This is a genomic window from Klebsiella sp. 1SOBk10mer (assembly GCF_046602535.1).
GTDB lineage: Bacteria > Pseudomonadota > Gammaproteobacteria > Enterobacterales > Enterobacteriaceae > Klebsiella > Klebsiella quasipneumoniae.
In genome coordinates this window covers 114,191-129,297 of record NZ_JBKIUP010000002.1, presented here as the reverse complement: position 1 = coordinate 129,297, position 15,107 = coordinate 114,191, and the positions used below count along the sequence as shown (strand labels likewise).

Genomic DNA, 15,107 nt, shown 5'->3' with positions numbered 1-15,107 from the left:
TTTGCGTCGCAGAGATCGGGTAAGCTTGACGCAGCATGTTTTGTTATTGGTGGGGGGAATCTAATGGCCAAAACCATTCTGCTGGTGGAAGATGATGAGGATATTGCCACGCTGCTGCGGCTCAATCTTCAGGATGAGGGCTATCAGATTGTGCATGAGGCCGACGGCGGCCAGGCTCTCGCCCGGCTGGAAACGCGGGTCTGGGATGCGGTGATCCTCGATTTGATGCTGCCCGGCGTCGATGGCCTGGAGATCTGCCGGCGTATCCGCCAGATGACCCGCTATCTGCCGGTGATCATCATCAGCGCTCGCACCAGCGAAATGCACCGCGTGCTGGGCCTGGAGATGGGCGCCGACGACTATCTGGCGAAACCCTTTTCGTTGCTGGAGCTTATCGCCCGCGTTAAAGCGTTGTTTCGTCGCCAGGAGGCGATGGGGCAGAACCTGTTGATGGACGCCGGGCGCCTGTCCTGCCATGGTCTGAGCATCGACCCGCTGTCTCGCGAAGTGAGGCTGCGCGGCGAGTTGGTGGACCTCACGCCGCGCGAATTCGAGCTGCTGTATTACTTTGCCCGCCATCCCGGGGAGGTGTTTTCGCGGCTGGCGCTGCTGGAGCAGGTCTGGGGATATCAGCACGAGGGCTATGAGCACACGGTCAATACCCATATCAACCGCCTGCGCAGCAAAATCGAACGTGACCCGGCCGAGCCGGACATCATTCTGACCGTCTGGGGCAAAGGCTATAAGTTCGCCCCGGTGACGCAAGAGGCCGCCCCGTGATCCGCCGCCTGAGCCTCAGCCAGCGGCTGGCGCTGGTGGTGGTCTCCCTGCTGATACTGTGCGCGGCGGCGGTGTGCGTCGTTCAGTTACACAGCAGCGCGCAGTATGGCAACGCCATGGTGCAGCGCCTCTCCGCCGGGCTGGCTCAGCAAATTGTGGCCCGCGAACCGCTGCTGGACGCCCACGGCGAGGTCAACCGGCAAACCCTGAAGTCTCTGTTTGACCGTCTGATGACCTTTAATCCCAGCGTGGAGCTCTATCTGCTGTCGCCGGATGGCGACCTGTTGGCCGATGCGGCGCCGCCGGGACATATCCAACGCCAGCGGATCGACATGGCGCCGGTGCAGGTTTTTCTCACCGGCAGTACGTCGCCGGTGTATGGCGACGATCCCCGCAGCCTTGACGGGCGAAAAGTCTTCAGCGCCGCCCCGCTGCGCGTCGACGGCCAGCTGCGCGGTTACCTGTATATCATTTTGCAGGGGGAGACCTTTAATCAGCTGGCGGCCGACGCCTGGCAAAAAACGCTGTGGAGCATTGTTCTGTGGACCCTGCTGCTGGTGACTCTGTTTGGCCTGCTGGCGGGAGGCCTGGCATGGTTCTGGGTGACCCGGCCGGTCCGCCAGCTCACCGCCCAGGTGGCGGCGAACGATCGGGACAGCATCAGCGCCATCAAAACCCTGGCGGCCCGCACGCCGGAGCCCCATCCCGGTAACGAGGTGGCGGTGCTCGAAAATCGCTTTATTGACCTTGCCCGGCAGATAGCCGGTCAGTGGGATCGGCTGGCCGACAGCGACCGCCAGCGCCGCGAATTTGTGGCCAATATTTCCCACGATTTACGTACGCCGCTCACCTCGCTGCTGGGGTATCTGGAAACGCTGACCCTGAAGGACGAACGGCTGACCGCCGAGGAGCGCAGGCAGTATCTCACCATCGCCCTGCGCCAGGGCAACAAAGTGCGCCATCTTTCGCAGCAGCTGTTTGAGCTGGCGCGACTGGAGCACGGGGGCATTAAGCCGCAGCGCGAGCGTTTCGCGATGGGGGAGCTGATTTCCGACGTGGCGCAGAAGTTTGAATTAACCGCCCGCACGCGCGAGGTGAACCTGCAAATTGATGTGCCGGGGCCGCTGCCGCTGGTTAACGCCGATGTGTCGATGATTGAGAGGGTGGTGACCAATCTGCTCGACAACGCCATGCGGCATACTCCCGTCGGCGGGGAGATTCGTCTGGCGGTCTGGCAGGAGAATCAACAGATCCAGGTCGAAGTGGCTGACAACGGAACGGGCGTCGATGCCGCGCTGCGCGACGATCTGTTCCAGCGGCCGTCGGCGTTGTCTGCCCAGGCGTCGCGGGAGGATCGCGGCGGGTTAGGGCTGCTGATTGTGAAACGAATGCTGGAGCTGCACGGGGGCGGGATCAGGCTGGTGGAGTCGGTAAGCGGGGCGCGGTTCAGGTTCTTCGTGCCACTTTGAGAAATTGCCGGGTGGCGGCTACGCCTTACCCGGCTACGGGGAAAGTGTAGGCCGGGTCAGCGCAGCGCCACCCGGCAAAAAAGTTACTCCGGGAACCACTGGTTGCTGATTTTCTGGTAGGTACCGTCGGCTTTAATCGCCTTCAGCGCCGCGTTCAGTTTCTCCAGCAGCGCCTTGTTATCCGGGCGCACGGCAATCCCAAGGCCGGTGCCGAAGTATTGCGGGTCGGTCACTTTCGGCGTGGCTGCCCCCAGCTGCGGGTTGGTTTTCAGCCACTCGTTGACCACCGCCGTGTCGCCGAACACGCCGTCGATACGGCCATTTTTCAGATCGATAATCGCGTTCTGGTAGCTGTCATAGGCGACGGTCTTCACCTCAGGATGTTTATCCTGCAGATATTTCTGGTGGGTGGTGCCGTTTTCCATGCCGATCCGTTTGCCTTTCAAATCATCGAACGAGTGGAATGCGTCTTTTTTGGCGATCACCAGCGCGGAGTTGGCGTAGTACGGGTCGGTGAAGGCGACCTGCTTGCTGCGCTCCGGCGTAATATCCATTCCGGAAATCACCGCGTCATACTTCTTAAACTTCAGCGCCGGGATCAGGCTGTCAAACGCGTGGTTGGTAAAGGTGCATTCTGCCTGCATTTGTTTGCACAGCGCATGGGCCAGATCGATATCAAAGCCGACAATCTGGTTATTAGCGTCCATCGATTCAAACGGCGGATAGGTCGCGGACACGCCGAAGCTGATTTTCTCCGCGGCGGCGGCGCCGAAGGTGAACGTGGTGAGCAGTGCAGCCAGAACTAACTTTTTCATCGTGGAACTCCCGTCTGTCAATCTTATGATTATTCGCGTGTCTGCGGCATAGGGTGACAATGCCATTAAATGAATTTATATGCAATAAAAATGATTAAGTATTTTATTTAATATAAAAAAAGACGGACAGGTATTAGACTTGTCCGTCTTGTTGTTCACTTATTATGCAAAATACGCCAGGCGCTAATTACGCCGCTCGAAGGCTAGCGCTTTGCGCTCCACCAGCCGCATCAGCAGCGTCAGCAGCCCGTTGACGATGAGATAGATAATCCCGGCGGCGCCGAACACCATCACGTCGTAGGTCCGTCCGTACAGCAGCTGGCCGTGGCCCATCACTTCCATCAGGGTGATGGTGTAGGCCAGAGAGGTACTCTTAAAGACCAGCACCACTTCGTTGGAATAGGACGACAGCGCGCGCTTAAAGGCATACGGCAGCAGGATCGCCAGGGTATCTTTTTTACTCATCCCCAGCGCGCTGCACGACTGCCATTGCCCGTCGGGGATCGCCCGGATGGCGCCATAAAACAGCTGGGTGGTATAGGCGGCGCTGTTGAGCGAAAGGGCGATCAGGGCGCACAGCCACGGCTCGGAGATAAGATGCCACAGCCAGGGATATTCCTGTAGCGAAGGAAACTGTCCTGGGCCGTAGTAGATCAGGAAGATCTGCACCAGCAGCGGCGTACCGGTAAACAGCGTGATGTAGCCGCGCACTATCCACACCAGCCCCGGCGTCTTCAGCGTCAGGATAATGGTAAAGATCAGCGACAGGATCAGCGCCACGATAATCGACGCCACGGTCAGCGTCAGGCTGGTATGCAGTCCTTTCAGCAGTTCGGGTAAGTAGTCGAGCATCAGCCTGGTCTCCGTTCGAAGCGCGTCGCACGCTGGTCAATCCGCTTAAGGATGTATTGACTCAACAGGGTGATGACGAGATAGATTGCCGCGGCAATGATATACCAGTTAAAGGGCTCCTGAGTGCGGGTGGCGATGCTTTTAGTCTGCAGCATCAGATCGTTGACGCTGATAAGGCTCACCAGCGCGGTGTCCTTCAGCAGCACCAGCCACTGGTTGCCGAGACCGGGCAGCGCATGGCGCCACATCTGAGGCATCACCAGGCGGAAGAAAATGGCCGCTTTCGACAGCCCGAGCGCCTGGCCGGACTCCCACTGACCCTGCGGAACGGCTTTCAGCGCGCCGCGCAGCGTTTGCGAGGCGTAGGCGGCATACAGCAGCGACAAGGCGATCGCCCCGCAGAGGAACGGACTGACGTCAAAGTTCTCAATCTGCATCTGCACCGGGATCTGGGTGAACCCGAGCGGGATGGTAAAACCGTCAGAGAGCGTCAGCAGCAGCTGGGACGAGCCAAAATAGATAAACAGCACCACCAGAATTTCAGGTAGTCCGCGCAGGATGGTCACAATGCCGGTTGCAAGCCAGGCTACCGGGCGCCATTTCACTGACTCCAGTACCGCGAAGAGCATCGCCAGGACGAGGCCGATGGCGAGCGCGCAAACGGCAAGGCCGACGGTCATCCCGGCGGCGCTTGCTAATGGAAAAATTTCGTTCATTCAGTCTTACTTCTGGAACCATTTGTTATAGATGGTCTGGTAAGTGCCGTCTTTCTTCACTTTTTCCAGCGCAGCGTTAAATTTCTGCTGCAGGTCGGTGTTGCCCTGACGCACGGCAATGCCCAGCCCGGTGCCGAAATAGGCTTTGTCGGTCACTTTATCGCCCACGGCCGCCAGCTTCGGATTGCTCTTCAGCCATTCGGTGACCACGGCGGTATCACCAAAGACCGCGTCAATACGACCGTTCTGCAGATCCAGCTTCGCATTCTGGTAGCTGTCGTAAGGGACGGTAGTGATTTCCGGATGTTTATCGGTGATAAATTTCTGGTGCGTGGTACCGTTCTGTACGCCCACTTTTTTGCCCTTCAGCTGATCAATGCTGGTGAACTTGCCCTGCTGACCGACGAACAGCGCCGAGTTGTCATAATACGGGGTGGAGAACAGTACCTGCTTTTCACGCTCAGGCGTGATGTCCATCCCGGCCATGACCGCGTCGAAACGGCGGAATTTCAGCCCCGGGATCAGGCTGTCAAAGGCCTGGTTGGTGAAGGTACAGGTGGCATCGATCTCTTTACACAGCGCGTTAGCCAGATCCACATCGAAACCGACGATCTGGTTGTTGGCGTCCACCAGCTCAAACGGAGGGTAGGAGGCCTCGGTGGCGAAACGAATGGTCTGCGCGGCGGAAGCGGAGAGGCTCATGCCTGCGAGCAGGGCGGCAATCAGTACTTTTTTCATCGTCATTTCCCCGAAAAACATCAATGTGAAAGATAGTTTTTAAACGCGTCAGTTTGCGGATGCGTGAAGCAGGAGGCATCCCCTTGCTCGACGACATGGCCATTTTCCATATACACCACCCGGCTGGCCGTCTTGCGCGCCACTTCAACTTCATGGGTGACGATAACCTGGGTGATGCCGGTTTCAGCCAGCTCGCGGATGATGCTAACGATCTGGGCGGTGATTTCCGGGTCGAGCGCCGCGGTAGGCTCATCGAACAGCAGAACCTGCGGCTCCATCATGAGCGCGCGGGCGATCGCCACACGCTGCTGCTGGCCGCCGGATAAATGCAGCGGGTAACGATCGCTGTAGGGCTTCAGACGCAGGCGCTCCAGCAGCTTCTCGGCGCGAGCCAGCGCCTGATCCTTGCTTAACCCCAGTACGCGACAGGGGGCTTCGATCAGGTTCTGCTGTACCGTCAGGTGCGGCCACAGGTTGTACTGCTGAAAAACCATGCCGACGTTCTGCCGCAGTTCGCGAATCGCTTTATCGGACGGCGCTCTGGTGAAGTCGAAATGGTTACCGGCGATGGTTAACGAACCGGAACGCGGCATCTCCAGCAGGTTGAGTACGCGCAGCAGCGAGCTCTTCCCGGCACCGCTGGGGCCGAGCAGCACCAGCGTTTCCCCCTGCGGGCAATCCAGCGTGATGTCGAACAGCGCCTGGTGCGCGCCGTAGAAGCAATTAATGCCGTTTAGTTTAATACTCATCTGGGCAGTCTGATACGAATAGCTATTGAGGCCGCAAATAGTACCTTTGGCAGAATAGTTATGCAATATTTATGCGTTAAAAGTTAAATCTAAACCACGTTTAGCTTTAAAGTTAGCACAAAATATTGCCTGGTGGGTGAGGGGGGCGTAAATGTCGGCATTCTCGGGGCGAATACCGACATTTTACCGGGGTTATCGTTTCAGCGGCGTCGCTTCAACTCCCGAACTAGCGTTTCTCCAGACTCTGTCGCAACGTTCCGGCCGGCGCGTGGCTGTTGTTGCCGAGATAGCGAACGTCATCGACGGCCCAGCACTGGCCTTCCTGGATCATCAGCACTTCGTCTTTCCAGTTCTGGGTTCCCTGTTTCAGCTCCACGCGCAGCGGAATGTTGCGCGCATCGCGATTAGGGATGGTTGAGGCGCTGGCGACGACGGCGCTGTCCGCGGGGGTGCTGCTGCTGGAGAACGGGTTAGCCTGCAGCAGCTTGCTGTTGGCGGGATCCTGACGGGCGTCATTGAGTAACTTCGCCAGGCCGTCGCTGAGATAGGGGCGCAGCGACGCCGGATCCTGAGTACGGTTCTGGATCTGAATGTCATAGAATTTTTGCGCTACGTCGTCAGGGCCGCCTTCGACACAAGGGCCGCTGCGGGTGCCATTATCTTTATAGGCCGGGGTGACGGTCGTACAGGCGCTGAGCGCCAGCGCGCAAGGGAGAAGTGCTGCAAGAAGTTTGTAGCGCATGATGATTTCCTTATAAGCGAACTACGTTTTCAGTTTCCGTTAAAGCATAGCGTATAGCGTGCGGATTGTACTTGACGCAAAGAGCTAAGACCTTGATGTGGCTACAGCCTTAGGGCTGGAAATCAGCAGGGGGATGACGGCGGTTTTCAGGCAGAAAAAATCACGGCGGGATAAAAATAAATTATGGCTTTGCATAAACAAGAAACACTACCCCGGAAACAGGGTAGTGTTTCTTGAGAGATAAGATTAGTTATTTCTTCTTATAGATATTAGCGGAAATGTGCAGTTTTTTATCCGTGTTCCCGGAAGAGAGCACGATAACATCCGCGCCTTTTTCATCAGCTTTTTTAATCAGCTCTTCACGAGCATCGCTCGGTGCGGTCTGGCCGGTAGAAGAAATGGTGCCGATCTTGGTGTATTGCGTATGGACCTTATCAAAAGCTTCTTTCGATAAAATCTCAGCGGAGAAGGCGTTCGCCGTTAAAAACAATGCCGCACCTGCCACTAAAGCTGCATATTTCATATTTTTAGACTCCATTGTTTATCTTGCTATCATCATGCTCTTGTTTTAACTCACCAATGAGCGATTTCAGATTGTACTAACACTGCTTTTTTTTCAAGCAAAATACTGCAATTTTATGACGGCTAGTTAACTCTTTTTTAAAGAAAAGATGACAGAATTCGCATTGATAATGCTTGCTTTTTTTTGCCGGTTACACATCGTGAACGGAGCATACCAATTTCTACTGACATTAGCTGAAAATCAGCTTAAGAGGCCGGGGCAGGGGAGACAGCGCGCGGACAGACATTCCCGGAAACATAGTTTATCATATAGACAAGCAGGGGCTGCGCCTATGGTCATGCAGGTCACCAGGGAGATAAGATGTTAACAAATAAGCGAGAGCGCGCCCGGCAGCAGCGAACCGCGTTGTGGGCCACCAGAGATGATGTCCAGCGCCATGCGCTGTCAATGAGTCTGCCCTGGCTGGCTTTTGTAAATATCGCGTTTGCGTTAATGATTTTCTCCCGCAACTTTATTTTTACCTATTTTGATAAGAAGCTCCTGACTCACCAGGCGGTTATTCCTTATATCGAAATAGCGCTGATTGCGGTTATTATTATTTCGGCCATTTTAGTGATTATTGCCATCACGCCGCGTCTGGCGCAGGGGCGTTATACGCTGAATATCATCACCGCGCTGCTGCTGGTGCTCAGCCTGTGCTGGTCCCTGAGTAATTACTGTTTTATCTTTTTCTGGGCTTTGCCCTTCGCCTGGCCGCTGCTGGTTATATTGTTGACCACTGGCCTCACTGCGTTGTATCACCATTGGCCGGGCATTATCGCTTTTATGCTGCCGCTATGGGGGACGGCCTTGCTAGCGGGAATTCAGATCCACTATCACGCTGAAATTCGCTTTTTGATCCTGTGGACCATCTTTACGGCGATTTTGCTGTATGGACGACGTATTCTCCAGCGCTGGTACGATGAAGCCTGGGATACGCATCAGGAAAATATGCAGCTTATTCAGCGGCTGGAAAGTATTGCCAACCAGGATGCATTAACCGGGACCGCTAACCGCCGGGCGCTGAATGCGTATCTGGCGGAGATCTGGCAGCAAAACACGCCGTTGTCGCTGATGATGATCGATGTCGATTACTTTAAACGCTATAACGATCGCTATGGTCATCAGGCTGGTGACGAGTGCTTATCTTCTGTCGCGCAGGTGCTGAAAATGGCGGTCCGGGCCGAAGATGATCTGGTTGCTCGCTATGGCGGCGAGGAATTTGTGGTGGCGTTGCCTAGGGTTCCCCTGGTGCATGCCACCGCGATTGCCGAGCGCATTCAGCAGAAAATTCACGAGGCGGCGCTTCCTCATGAGGCATCAGAGGTGGCGTCGGTGGTGACCGTCAGTATCGGGATCGTCGATTCCGATGGCACGGTCCCGATGGAGACGCTGATCGCCCGGGCGGACAGTGCGCTGTACCAGGCGAAAAATAAAGGACGTAATCAATGGTCTTATTAACCCGGAGACGCTGCCGGGCAAGGGAGAAGGGATGAAACGGATTGCCTATGTACTCCTGTTGGCGCTACTGCTGGCCGGCTGCGCGGGGGAAAAAGGCATCATCGATCGCGACGGATATCAGCTGGACACTCGCCATCCGGCGCAGGCGGCCTATCCGCGCATAAAAGTGCTGGTTATCCACTATACCGCAGATAATTTTGATGTCTCCCTGGCAACCCTGACTGATAAAGAGGTCAGCTCCCACTATTTAATTCCTGAACAGCCGCCGCGCCACCATCATAAACCGCGGATCTGGCAGCTGGTGCCGGAAGAGGATCTGGCCTGGCACGCCGGGGTGAGCTACTGGCGCGGCAGCACGCGCATCAACGATACTTCCATTGGTATTGAACTGGAAAACCGCGGCTGGCAGAAGACCGCGGGGGGTAAAAGCTTTACCCCCTTTCACCCGGAGCAGATCGCGGCCCTGATCCCGCTGGCGCGCGATATTATCACCCGCTATCACATCGCGCCGCAGAACGTGGTAGCCCATGCCGATATCGCCCCGCAGCGCAAAGACGATCCGGGACCGTTGTTCCCCTGGCAACAGCTGGCGCAGCAGGGGATTGGCGCCTGGCCGGACGAGCAGCGGGTGGCTTTCTATCTGAACGGGCGCCCGGCCAGTGAGCCAGTGGACCCTGAGGTAGTACTGGATTTGCTGGCGCGCTACGGCTATCAGGTCACGCCGGAGATGACTCCCGCGCAGAAAAAACGAGTGATTACCGCCTTCCAGATGCACTTCCGCCCCCAGCGCTGGGATGGCGTAGCAGATGCGCAAACCGAAGCGATAGCCGAGGCGCTGTTAGAAAAGTATGGTCAGGGTTAGCGGTGAAGTTTACCGTGGTCGCGCAGCCAGGCGGCGGTACGCACAATCCCGTCGTCCAGCGTCACCACCGGCTGATAACCCAGCTCATCCTGCGCGCGAGTGATATCGAGCGTAAAATCAAAATTCAGTTTCGAGACGCCGTAGTGGGTAAAGGCCGGCTCTTTGGCCGTTTTATCGCCAAAACGCTCCATGCTGCGGGCGATAATATCCAGCATCGGGTAGGGGACTGAGCGGATCCGGCATTTGATACCCAGCTCGTCGATCAGTTTCTGCACGATACTGCGCAGGGTGCGCGGTTCGCCGTTGCTGATATTCCACGCGCGGGCGGAGGGAAGATGATCGCACGCCGGCTGGCTCGCCAGCCACATCGCGTGGACGGCGTTTTCATAATAGGTCATATCGACCAGCGCGCTGCCGCCCCGTGGCAACAGGACGCTGCCATAGTGTTGCATCATTTGCGCCAGCCGGGGAATAAAGACTTTATCGTGCGGCCCGAACAAACTCTGCGGGCGCAAAATGGTAAAACGGGTGTGCGGGTTGGCCTGCGCCAGCAGGTTGATCACCTCTTCGCTGGCTGCCTTGCTGCGGGCAAACTCGTTGGCGAAGCGGTGCGGGCGGAAATCTTCCTGAATATCGCGATGGTGGTGATAATCAAAATAGAGCGAGGGCGAAGAGATATGAACGAAATTGCGTACGCCCCATGCTACAGACCACTCGCCGAGGCGACGGGTGGCGCGGACGTTAGCGAGATCGAAAGCCTGCTGCGTGCCCCAGGGCGAGGTAAAGCTTGAGCAGTGCCACAGGGTATCGATACCGGCGAGCATCACTTTAGCCTGCGAAGAGACCAGCTCGGTTAAATCCGCCGGGATGAATTCCGCCCCCATTTTGCTCAGAAGCTTACCCATCGCTTCGTTGCGCCCGGTCGCTCGCACGCTGATGCCCTTGTTGCGCAGATATTCCACTGCGTTGCGGCCTAATCCGCTGGTCGCACCGGTAACCAGTACCTTCATATCACTCTACTGTCCCAGAAAAGAATTTCGTGCGCATTTTTCCGTGATTCTCCCGACTATGCAATGAGAATCATGAAAGAATAATGCTTATCCTTCGACTCTGCCTGAGATTTGTTCGGCCAACCGGGCGATGCGTTGCGCCATACCGCGGAAAATAAACAGGTGCGCCGGGATCATCAGCAGCCAGTAGACCAGGCCCGGCATACCGTGCGGGTGCCACCAGGCGCGGACGTCCAGTTCACGACGATCGCCTTTATCGTTAATGGTAAAGCTTAACCGGCCCAGCCCCGGCGCTTTCATGCCGAACAGCAGAGTGAGCTGTTTTTCTTCCTCCACAATAATCACCTTCCAGCTGTCGACCGTATCGCCGGTCTGCAGATAGTCGCGCTGCGGTCGCCCTTTGGCCAGCCGGTGGCCGACCAGCAGATCCATCGCGCCGCGGGTTTTCCACAGCAGATTGCCGAAAAAATATCCCTCTTTACCGCCGATTTGGTTAACAACCTGCCACAGGGCTTTGCGGCTCGCCGGAGTGGCGACGGTGCAGCCTGCCTGTTTCGGATAGTAGCCATACTCCGGTCGCCAGCGGGCGAAAGCCTGGGCGTCGTAGCCCCAGTCGCTGGAGTTTACCAGCTGCTCTTCTTCTTTCAGGGTGCGGCGAACCGCCTGATCGAAGGGGATCAGCGTTTGCGGGATCAGCGCCCGCAGCGTCCGGTCATCGGCGATCAGATCGTGCTTCAACCCCTGAATCAGCGCTTTGGCGATGGTCGGCGGCACCGAGGTGATGACATTGAGGAACCACACCGAGATCCAGCGCGTCGGCAGGGGAATCGGAATAAGCGGGCGGTGTTTGCCGCTGACGGCCATAAAGCGAATGAACTGCTGCTGGTAGCTTAACACCTCCGGACCGGCGGCTTCGAAGACGCGGTGCGCGTCGGAAGGATGATTCAGCAGCTCAACGAGGTCAACGAGCAGGTTTTCCAGCGCGACAGGGGTGGTACGCGAACGCACCCAGCGCGGAGGAGTCAGCACCGGCAGGTTATAGACCATGTCGCGCATCACCTCGAAGGCGGCGGAGCCGGCACCGACGATAATTCCGGCCCGCAGCTCGGTTACCGGCACACCCGACTCGCGCAGGAGATCGCCGGTGACCTGACGAGCGCGCAGATGGTCGGACTGCTCCTGCGCTGGTGCCTGCAGCGAGCTGAGAAAGATAATCTGACGCACCGGCGTCTGGCGCAGGGCATCGCGAACATGCGTCGCCACCCGACGCTCATGGACGATAAAATCGCCGCCTTCGCCCATGCCATGTACCAGATAATAAAGCGTATCGATACCCGTGAGCAGCGCAGGCAGAATCTGCGGCTGATTGAGATCGACGGACCGGCAGGTGACGCCGGGCAACGCGAGTTTTTGCAGTCGGTCGGTATGGCGCGCCGCCGCCAGCACCGGATATCCCCGCGCGCTTAACTCGCGGACTAAATGCTGACCGATATAGCCGCTGGCGCCGAGCACCAGAACAGATTGCGACACGCCTGACTCCTTAGCGTTGTAAAAAAGCCTGCCAGTGGGCGACCACCTCGCTCAACTGCTGACGGTCGACATCCAGGTGAGTGACCAGACGGACGACTGGCGAAGCGTTGATCAGCACGTTGCGCGCCTGCATAAACTCGCCGAGCGCCCGGGCCTGCTCATCACCGACGCGAACGAACAGCATGTTGGTATCGTGACGAGTAACGTCGGCGCCGATGGCGCGCAGCTGATCCGCCATCCACGCGGCGTTATCGTGATCCTCCTGCAGGCGCTGGACATTATTTTTCAGCGCGTACAGTCCGGCGGCGGCCAGAATGCCCGCCTGGCGCATCCCGCCGCCGACCATTTTCCGCCAGCGAACGGCGCGGCGAATGTACGCCTCACTACCGATCAGCAGCGAGCCTACCGGGGCGCCAAGCCCCTTTGACAGACAGATGGTGAAGGAGTCGCAGTATTGGGCGATATCGCGTAACTCGCAGCCGTAGGCCACCACGGCGTTAAAGATGCGCGCGCCGTCGACGTGCAGCGCCAGATTGCGCTGGCGGGTAAACGCCCAGGCTTCCTGCAGATAGTCGCGAGGCAGCACCTTACCGTTATGGGTGTTTTCCAGACTCAGCAGGCGGGTCGGGGCAAAATGGATATCGTCAGGTTTGATTTTTGCTGCGACTTTATCCAGCGGCAGCGAACCGTCCGCCGCGGCGTCAATCGGCTGCGGCTGAATACTGCCGAGAACCGCCGCCCCGCCGGCTTCGTACAGATAGTTATGCGCCCCCTGGCCGACGATATACTCTTCGCCGCGCTGGCAATGGCTGAGCAGGCCGACGAGGTTGGCCTGGGTGCCGGTGGGCAGAAACAGCGCCGCCTCTTTGCCGGCCAGGTCGGCGGCGTAGCGCTGAAGTTCATTGACGGTAGGGTCGTCGCCATACACATCGTCCCCGACCGGGGCGGCCATCATGGCTTCCAGCATGGCGCGCCCGGGGCGGGTAACGGTATCACTGCGCAGATCGATCACGGCTATTCCTTGTTCTGGTTCAGAGTATTGCTTCTGTTTTACCTGAGCCAGTTGGTTTTCGCCAGTTCGATGACTTCATCGCCGCGCCCGCTGATGATCGCCCGCAGCATATACAGGCTAAAGCCTTTAGCTTGCTCCAGCTTGATCTGCGGCGGGATCGCCAGCTCCTCTTTGGCGACCACGACGTCGACCAGCACCGGACCGTCGGTGCGGAACGCGGTCTGCAGCGCTTCATCCACCTCGGAGGCTTTCTCAACGCGAATACCTTTAATCCCGCAGGCTTCGGCGATGCGGGCGAAGTTGGTGTCGTGTAGCTCCGTGCCGTCAGTGAGATAGCCCCCGGCCTTCATCTCCATCGCCACGAAACCCAGCACGCTGTTGTTAAAGATGATAATTTTCACCGGCAGCTTCATCTGCGCCAGCGACAGAAAATCCCCCATCAGCATGCTAAACCCGCCGTCGCCGCACATGGCCACCACCTGACGCTCCGGCGCGGTGGCCTTGGCGCCAATGGCCTGCGGCATGGCGTTGGCCATGGAGCCGTGATTGAATGAACCCAGCAGGCGGCGTTTGCCGTTCATCTTGAGATAGCGTGCCGCCCAGACGGTCGGGGTGCCGACATCGCAGGTGAAAATGGCGTCTTCATCGGCAAAATGGCTGATCTGCTGCGCCAGATATTGCGGGTGGATCGCCTTCTCGCTGGGCTTCGCCAGATCGTCGAGTCCTTTTCGCGCGTCGCGATAGTGCTCCAGCGCCTTATCGAGGAAGCGGCGATCGGTTTTCTCTTCCAGCAGCGGCAGCAGCGCCTTCAGCGTTGATTTAATGTCGCCCACCAGCGCCATATCGACCTTACTGTGCGCGCCGATGCTGCCGGGGTTAATGTCGATCTGAATAATTTTGGCGTCGGTCGGATAGAAGGCGCGATAGGGGAACTGGGTGCCGAGCAGGATTAGGGTGTCGGCATTCATCATGGTGTGGAAGCCAGAAGAGAAGCCAATCAGCCCGGTCATGCCCACATCATACGGGTTGTCATACTCCACATGCTCTTTACCGCGCAACGCATGGACGATGGGAGCTTTAATTTTCGCCGCGAACTCCACCAGCTCCTGGTGGGCGCCGGCGCAACCGCTGCCGCACATGAGCGCGATATTGCTGGAGTAGCGGATCAGCTGGGCCAGCTTGCGCAGCTCTTCTTCCGCCGGGGTGACCGTCGGCAACGGCGCATGATACCACTGGCTGCTGGCGCTCTCCGGGGCCGCCTTCAGCGCCACGTCGCCGGGCAGCACCACCACCGAAACGCCGCGGTTGATCACCGCCTTGCGCATCGCCACCGCCAGCACCTGCGGGATCTGCTCCGGGGTGGAGACCAGCTCGCAGTAGTGGCTGCATTCGCGGAACAGCTCCTGGGGATGGGTCTCCTGGAAATAGCCGCTGCCAATCTCGCTGGATGGGATGTGGGCGGCAATCGCCAGCACCGGGACATGGTTGCGGTGACAGTCAAACAGACCGTTGATCAGATGCAGGTTACCCGGTCCGCAGGAACCAGCGCAGACCGCCAGTTCACCGGTCAGTTGCGCCTCCGCGCCGGCGGCGAAAGCGGCAACCTCTTCGTGCCGGGTGGCCATCCAGTCGATGGTGCCCATGCGGTTCAGGCTATCGCTCAATCCATTGAGGGAATCGCCGGTGACGCCCCAGATACGTTTCACGCCGGCCTGTTCCAGCATTTTGGCAATGTATGCGGCCACGGTTTGTTTCATGATCTCCATCTCCTTTTTTTGATAACGCCTTCAAGCTTAGATGAAACTGCAG

The 15,107-nt window shown here is 57.9% G+C and carries 15 protein-coding genes; 4 read left to right on the top strand and 11 right to left on the bottom strand.

All coding sequences use genetic code 11. The features are described 5' to 3' along the window. Positions 1-63 precede the first annotated feature (63 nt). Entirely contained in the window at positions 64-780 is a 717-nt protein-coding gene (locus ACLH1I_RS06355; protein ID WP_017899419.1) for a response regulator transcription factor, read from the top strand. Next, positions 777-2,249, top strand: a complete 1,473-nt coding sequence (locus tag ACLH1I_RS06350; protein ID WP_004201335.1) for an ATP-binding protein — start codon at positions 777-779, stop codon at positions 2,247-2,249. The genes ACLH1I_RS06355 and ACLH1I_RS06350 overlap by 4 nt, the downstream gene beginning before the upstream one ends. A gap of 83 nt (positions 2,250-2,332) precedes the next feature. On the opposite strand, the gene artJ is transcribed toward ACLH1I_RS06350, so the two are convergent. The 7 genes from artJ to yahO form a co-directional block, all read right to left on the bottom strand. Further along, positions 2,333-3,064: an arginine ABC transporter substrate-binding protein ArtJ gene (gene artJ, locus ACLH1I_RS06345; protein WP_004201336.1), complete on the bottom strand. Its 732-nt coding sequence runs from the start codon at positions 3,062-3,064 to the stop codon at positions 2,333-2,335. A 183-nt stretch (positions 3,065-3,247) separates the two neighbouring features. Continuing rightward, the gene (artM, locus tag ACLH1I_RS06340) at positions 3,248-3,916 is read right to left on the bottom strand and encodes an arginine ABC transporter permease ArtM (protein WP_004201338.1); all 669 of its coding nucleotides are present in this window, start codon (positions 3,914-3,916) and stop codon (positions 3,248-3,250) included. Continuing rightward, complete coding sequence (gene artQ, locus ACLH1I_RS06335; protein WP_023288989.1) at positions 3,916-4,632, bottom strand: arginine ABC transporter permease ArtQ; 717 nt, start codon at positions 4,630-4,632, stop codon at positions 3,916-3,918. The genes artM and artQ overlap by 1 nt, the downstream gene beginning before the upstream one ends. 6 nt (positions 4,633-4,638) lie before the next feature. Next, positions 4,639-5,370 carry an arginine ABC transporter substrate-binding protein ArtI gene (artI, locus tag ACLH1I_RS06330; protein ID WP_002896390.1) on the bottom strand — a complete coding sequence of 244 codons (732 nt, stop codon included), beginning with the start codon at positions 5,368-5,370 and terminating at the stop codon, positions 4,639-4,641. Positions 5,371-5,390: 20 nt separating this feature from the next. Then, complete coding sequence (artP, locus tag ACLH1I_RS06325; protein WP_004201340.1) at positions 5,391-6,119, bottom strand: arginine ABC transporter ATP-binding protein ArtP; 729 nt, start codon at positions 6,117-6,119, stop codon at positions 5,391-5,393. A gap of 226 nt (positions 6,120-6,345) precedes the next feature. Continuing rightward, positions 6,346-6,861: a lipoprotein gene (locus ACLH1I_RS06320; RefSeq protein ID WP_064794450.1), complete on the bottom strand. Its 516-nt coding sequence runs from the start codon at positions 6,859-6,861 to the stop codon at positions 6,346-6,348. Between the two features lie 250 nt (positions 6,862-7,111). Continuing rightward, positions 7,112-7,384: a DUF1471 family periplasmic protein YahO gene (gene yahO, locus ACLH1I_RS06315; protein ID WP_004201342.1), complete on the bottom strand. Its 273-nt coding sequence runs from the start codon at positions 7,382-7,384 to the stop codon at positions 7,112-7,114. Between the two features lie 360 nt (positions 7,385-7,744). On the opposite strand from yahO, the gene ACLH1I_RS06310 reads away from it, so the two are divergent. Continuing rightward, entirely contained in the window at positions 7,745-8,884 is a 1,140-nt protein-coding gene (locus tag ACLH1I_RS06310) for a GGDEF domain-containing protein (RefSeq protein WP_004201344.1), read from the top strand. Positions 8,885-8,915: 31 nt separating this feature from the next. Further along, positions 8,916-9,746 (top strand): N-acetylmuramoyl-L-alanine amidase, encoded by an 831-nt coding sequence (locus tag ACLH1I_RS06305; RefSeq protein WP_004201345.1) that lies wholly within the window; start codon positions 8,916-8,918, stop codon positions 9,744-9,746. Here the strand turns inward: ACLH1I_RS06305 and ACLH1I_RS06300 are convergent. From ACLH1I_RS06300 to poxB, 4 genes are all read right to left on the bottom strand, one after another. Further along, entirely contained in the window at positions 9,743-10,756 is a 1,014-nt protein-coding gene (locus ACLH1I_RS06300; protein WP_002896399.1) for an NAD-dependent epimerase/dehydratase family protein, read from the bottom strand. The genes ACLH1I_RS06305 and ACLH1I_RS06300 overlap by 4 nt on opposite strands. Before the next feature lie 87 nt (positions 10,757-10,843). Then, positions 10,844-12,286 (bottom strand): SDR family oxidoreductase, encoded by a 1,443-nt coding sequence (locus ACLH1I_RS06295; protein WP_064794449.1) that lies wholly within the window; start codon positions 12,284-12,286, stop codon positions 10,844-10,846. Between the two features lie 10 nt (positions 12,287-12,296). After that, positions 12,297-13,298 (bottom strand): low-specificity L-threonine aldolase, encoded by a 1,002-nt coding sequence (gene ltaE / locus ACLH1I_RS06290; protein ID WP_064794448.1) that lies wholly within the window; start codon positions 13,296-13,298, stop codon positions 12,297-12,299. A gap of 38 nt (positions 13,299-13,336) precedes the next feature. Further along, positions 13,337-15,055 carry a ubiquinone-dependent pyruvate dehydrogenase gene (gene poxB / locus ACLH1I_RS06285; RefSeq protein WP_023320052.1) on the bottom strand — a complete coding sequence of 573 codons (1,719 nt, stop codon included), beginning with the start codon at positions 15,053-15,055 and terminating at the stop codon, positions 13,337-13,339. Positions 15,056-15,107 lie beyond the last annotated feature (52 nt).

Coding starts and splice junctions, on each gene's coding strand:
- artP (WP_004201340.1), bottom strand. CDS start 6,119: ATGAGTATTAAACTAAACGGCATTAATTGCTTCTACGGCGCGCACCAG.
- ACLH1I_RS06305 (WP_004201345.1), top strand. CDS start 8,916: ATGAAACGGATTGCCTATGTACTCCTGTTGGCGCTACTGCTGGCCGGC.
- poxB (WP_023320052.1), bottom strand. CDS start 15,055: ATGAAACAAACCGTGGCCGCATACATTGCCAAAATGCTGGAACAGGCC.
- ACLH1I_RS06355 (WP_017899419.1), top strand. CDS start 64: ATGGCCAAAACCATTCTGCTGGTGGAAGATGATGAGGATATTGCCACG.
- ACLH1I_RS06310 (WP_004201344.1), top strand. CDS start 7,745: ATGTTAACAAATAAGCGAGAGCGCGCCCGGCAGCAGCGAACCGCGTTG.
- artQ (WP_023288989.1), bottom strand. CDS start 4,632: ATGAACGAAATTTTTCCATTAGCAAGCGCCGCCGGGATGACCGTCGGC.
- ACLH1I_RS06320 (WP_064794450.1), bottom strand. CDS start 6,861: ATGCGCTACAAACTTCTTGCAGCACTTCTCCCTTGCGCGCTGGCGCTC.
- yahO (WP_004201342.1), bottom strand. CDS start 7,384: ATGAAATATGCAGCTTTAGTGGCAGGTGCGGCATTGTTTTTAACGGCG.
- artJ (WP_004201336.1), bottom strand. CDS start 3,064: ATGAAAAAGTTAGTTCTGGCTGCACTGCTCACCACGTTCACCTTCGGC.
- ACLH1I_RS06300 (WP_002896399.1), bottom strand. CDS start 10,756: ATGAAGGTACTGGTTACCGGTGCGACCAGCGGATTAGGCCGCAACGCA.
- artM (WP_004201338.1), bottom strand. CDS start 3,916: ATGCTCGACTACTTACCCGAACTGCTGAAAGGACTGCATACCAGCCTG.
- artI (WP_002896390.1), bottom strand. CDS start 5,370: ATGAAAAAAGTACTGATTGCCGCCCTGCTCGCAGGCATGAGCCTCTCC.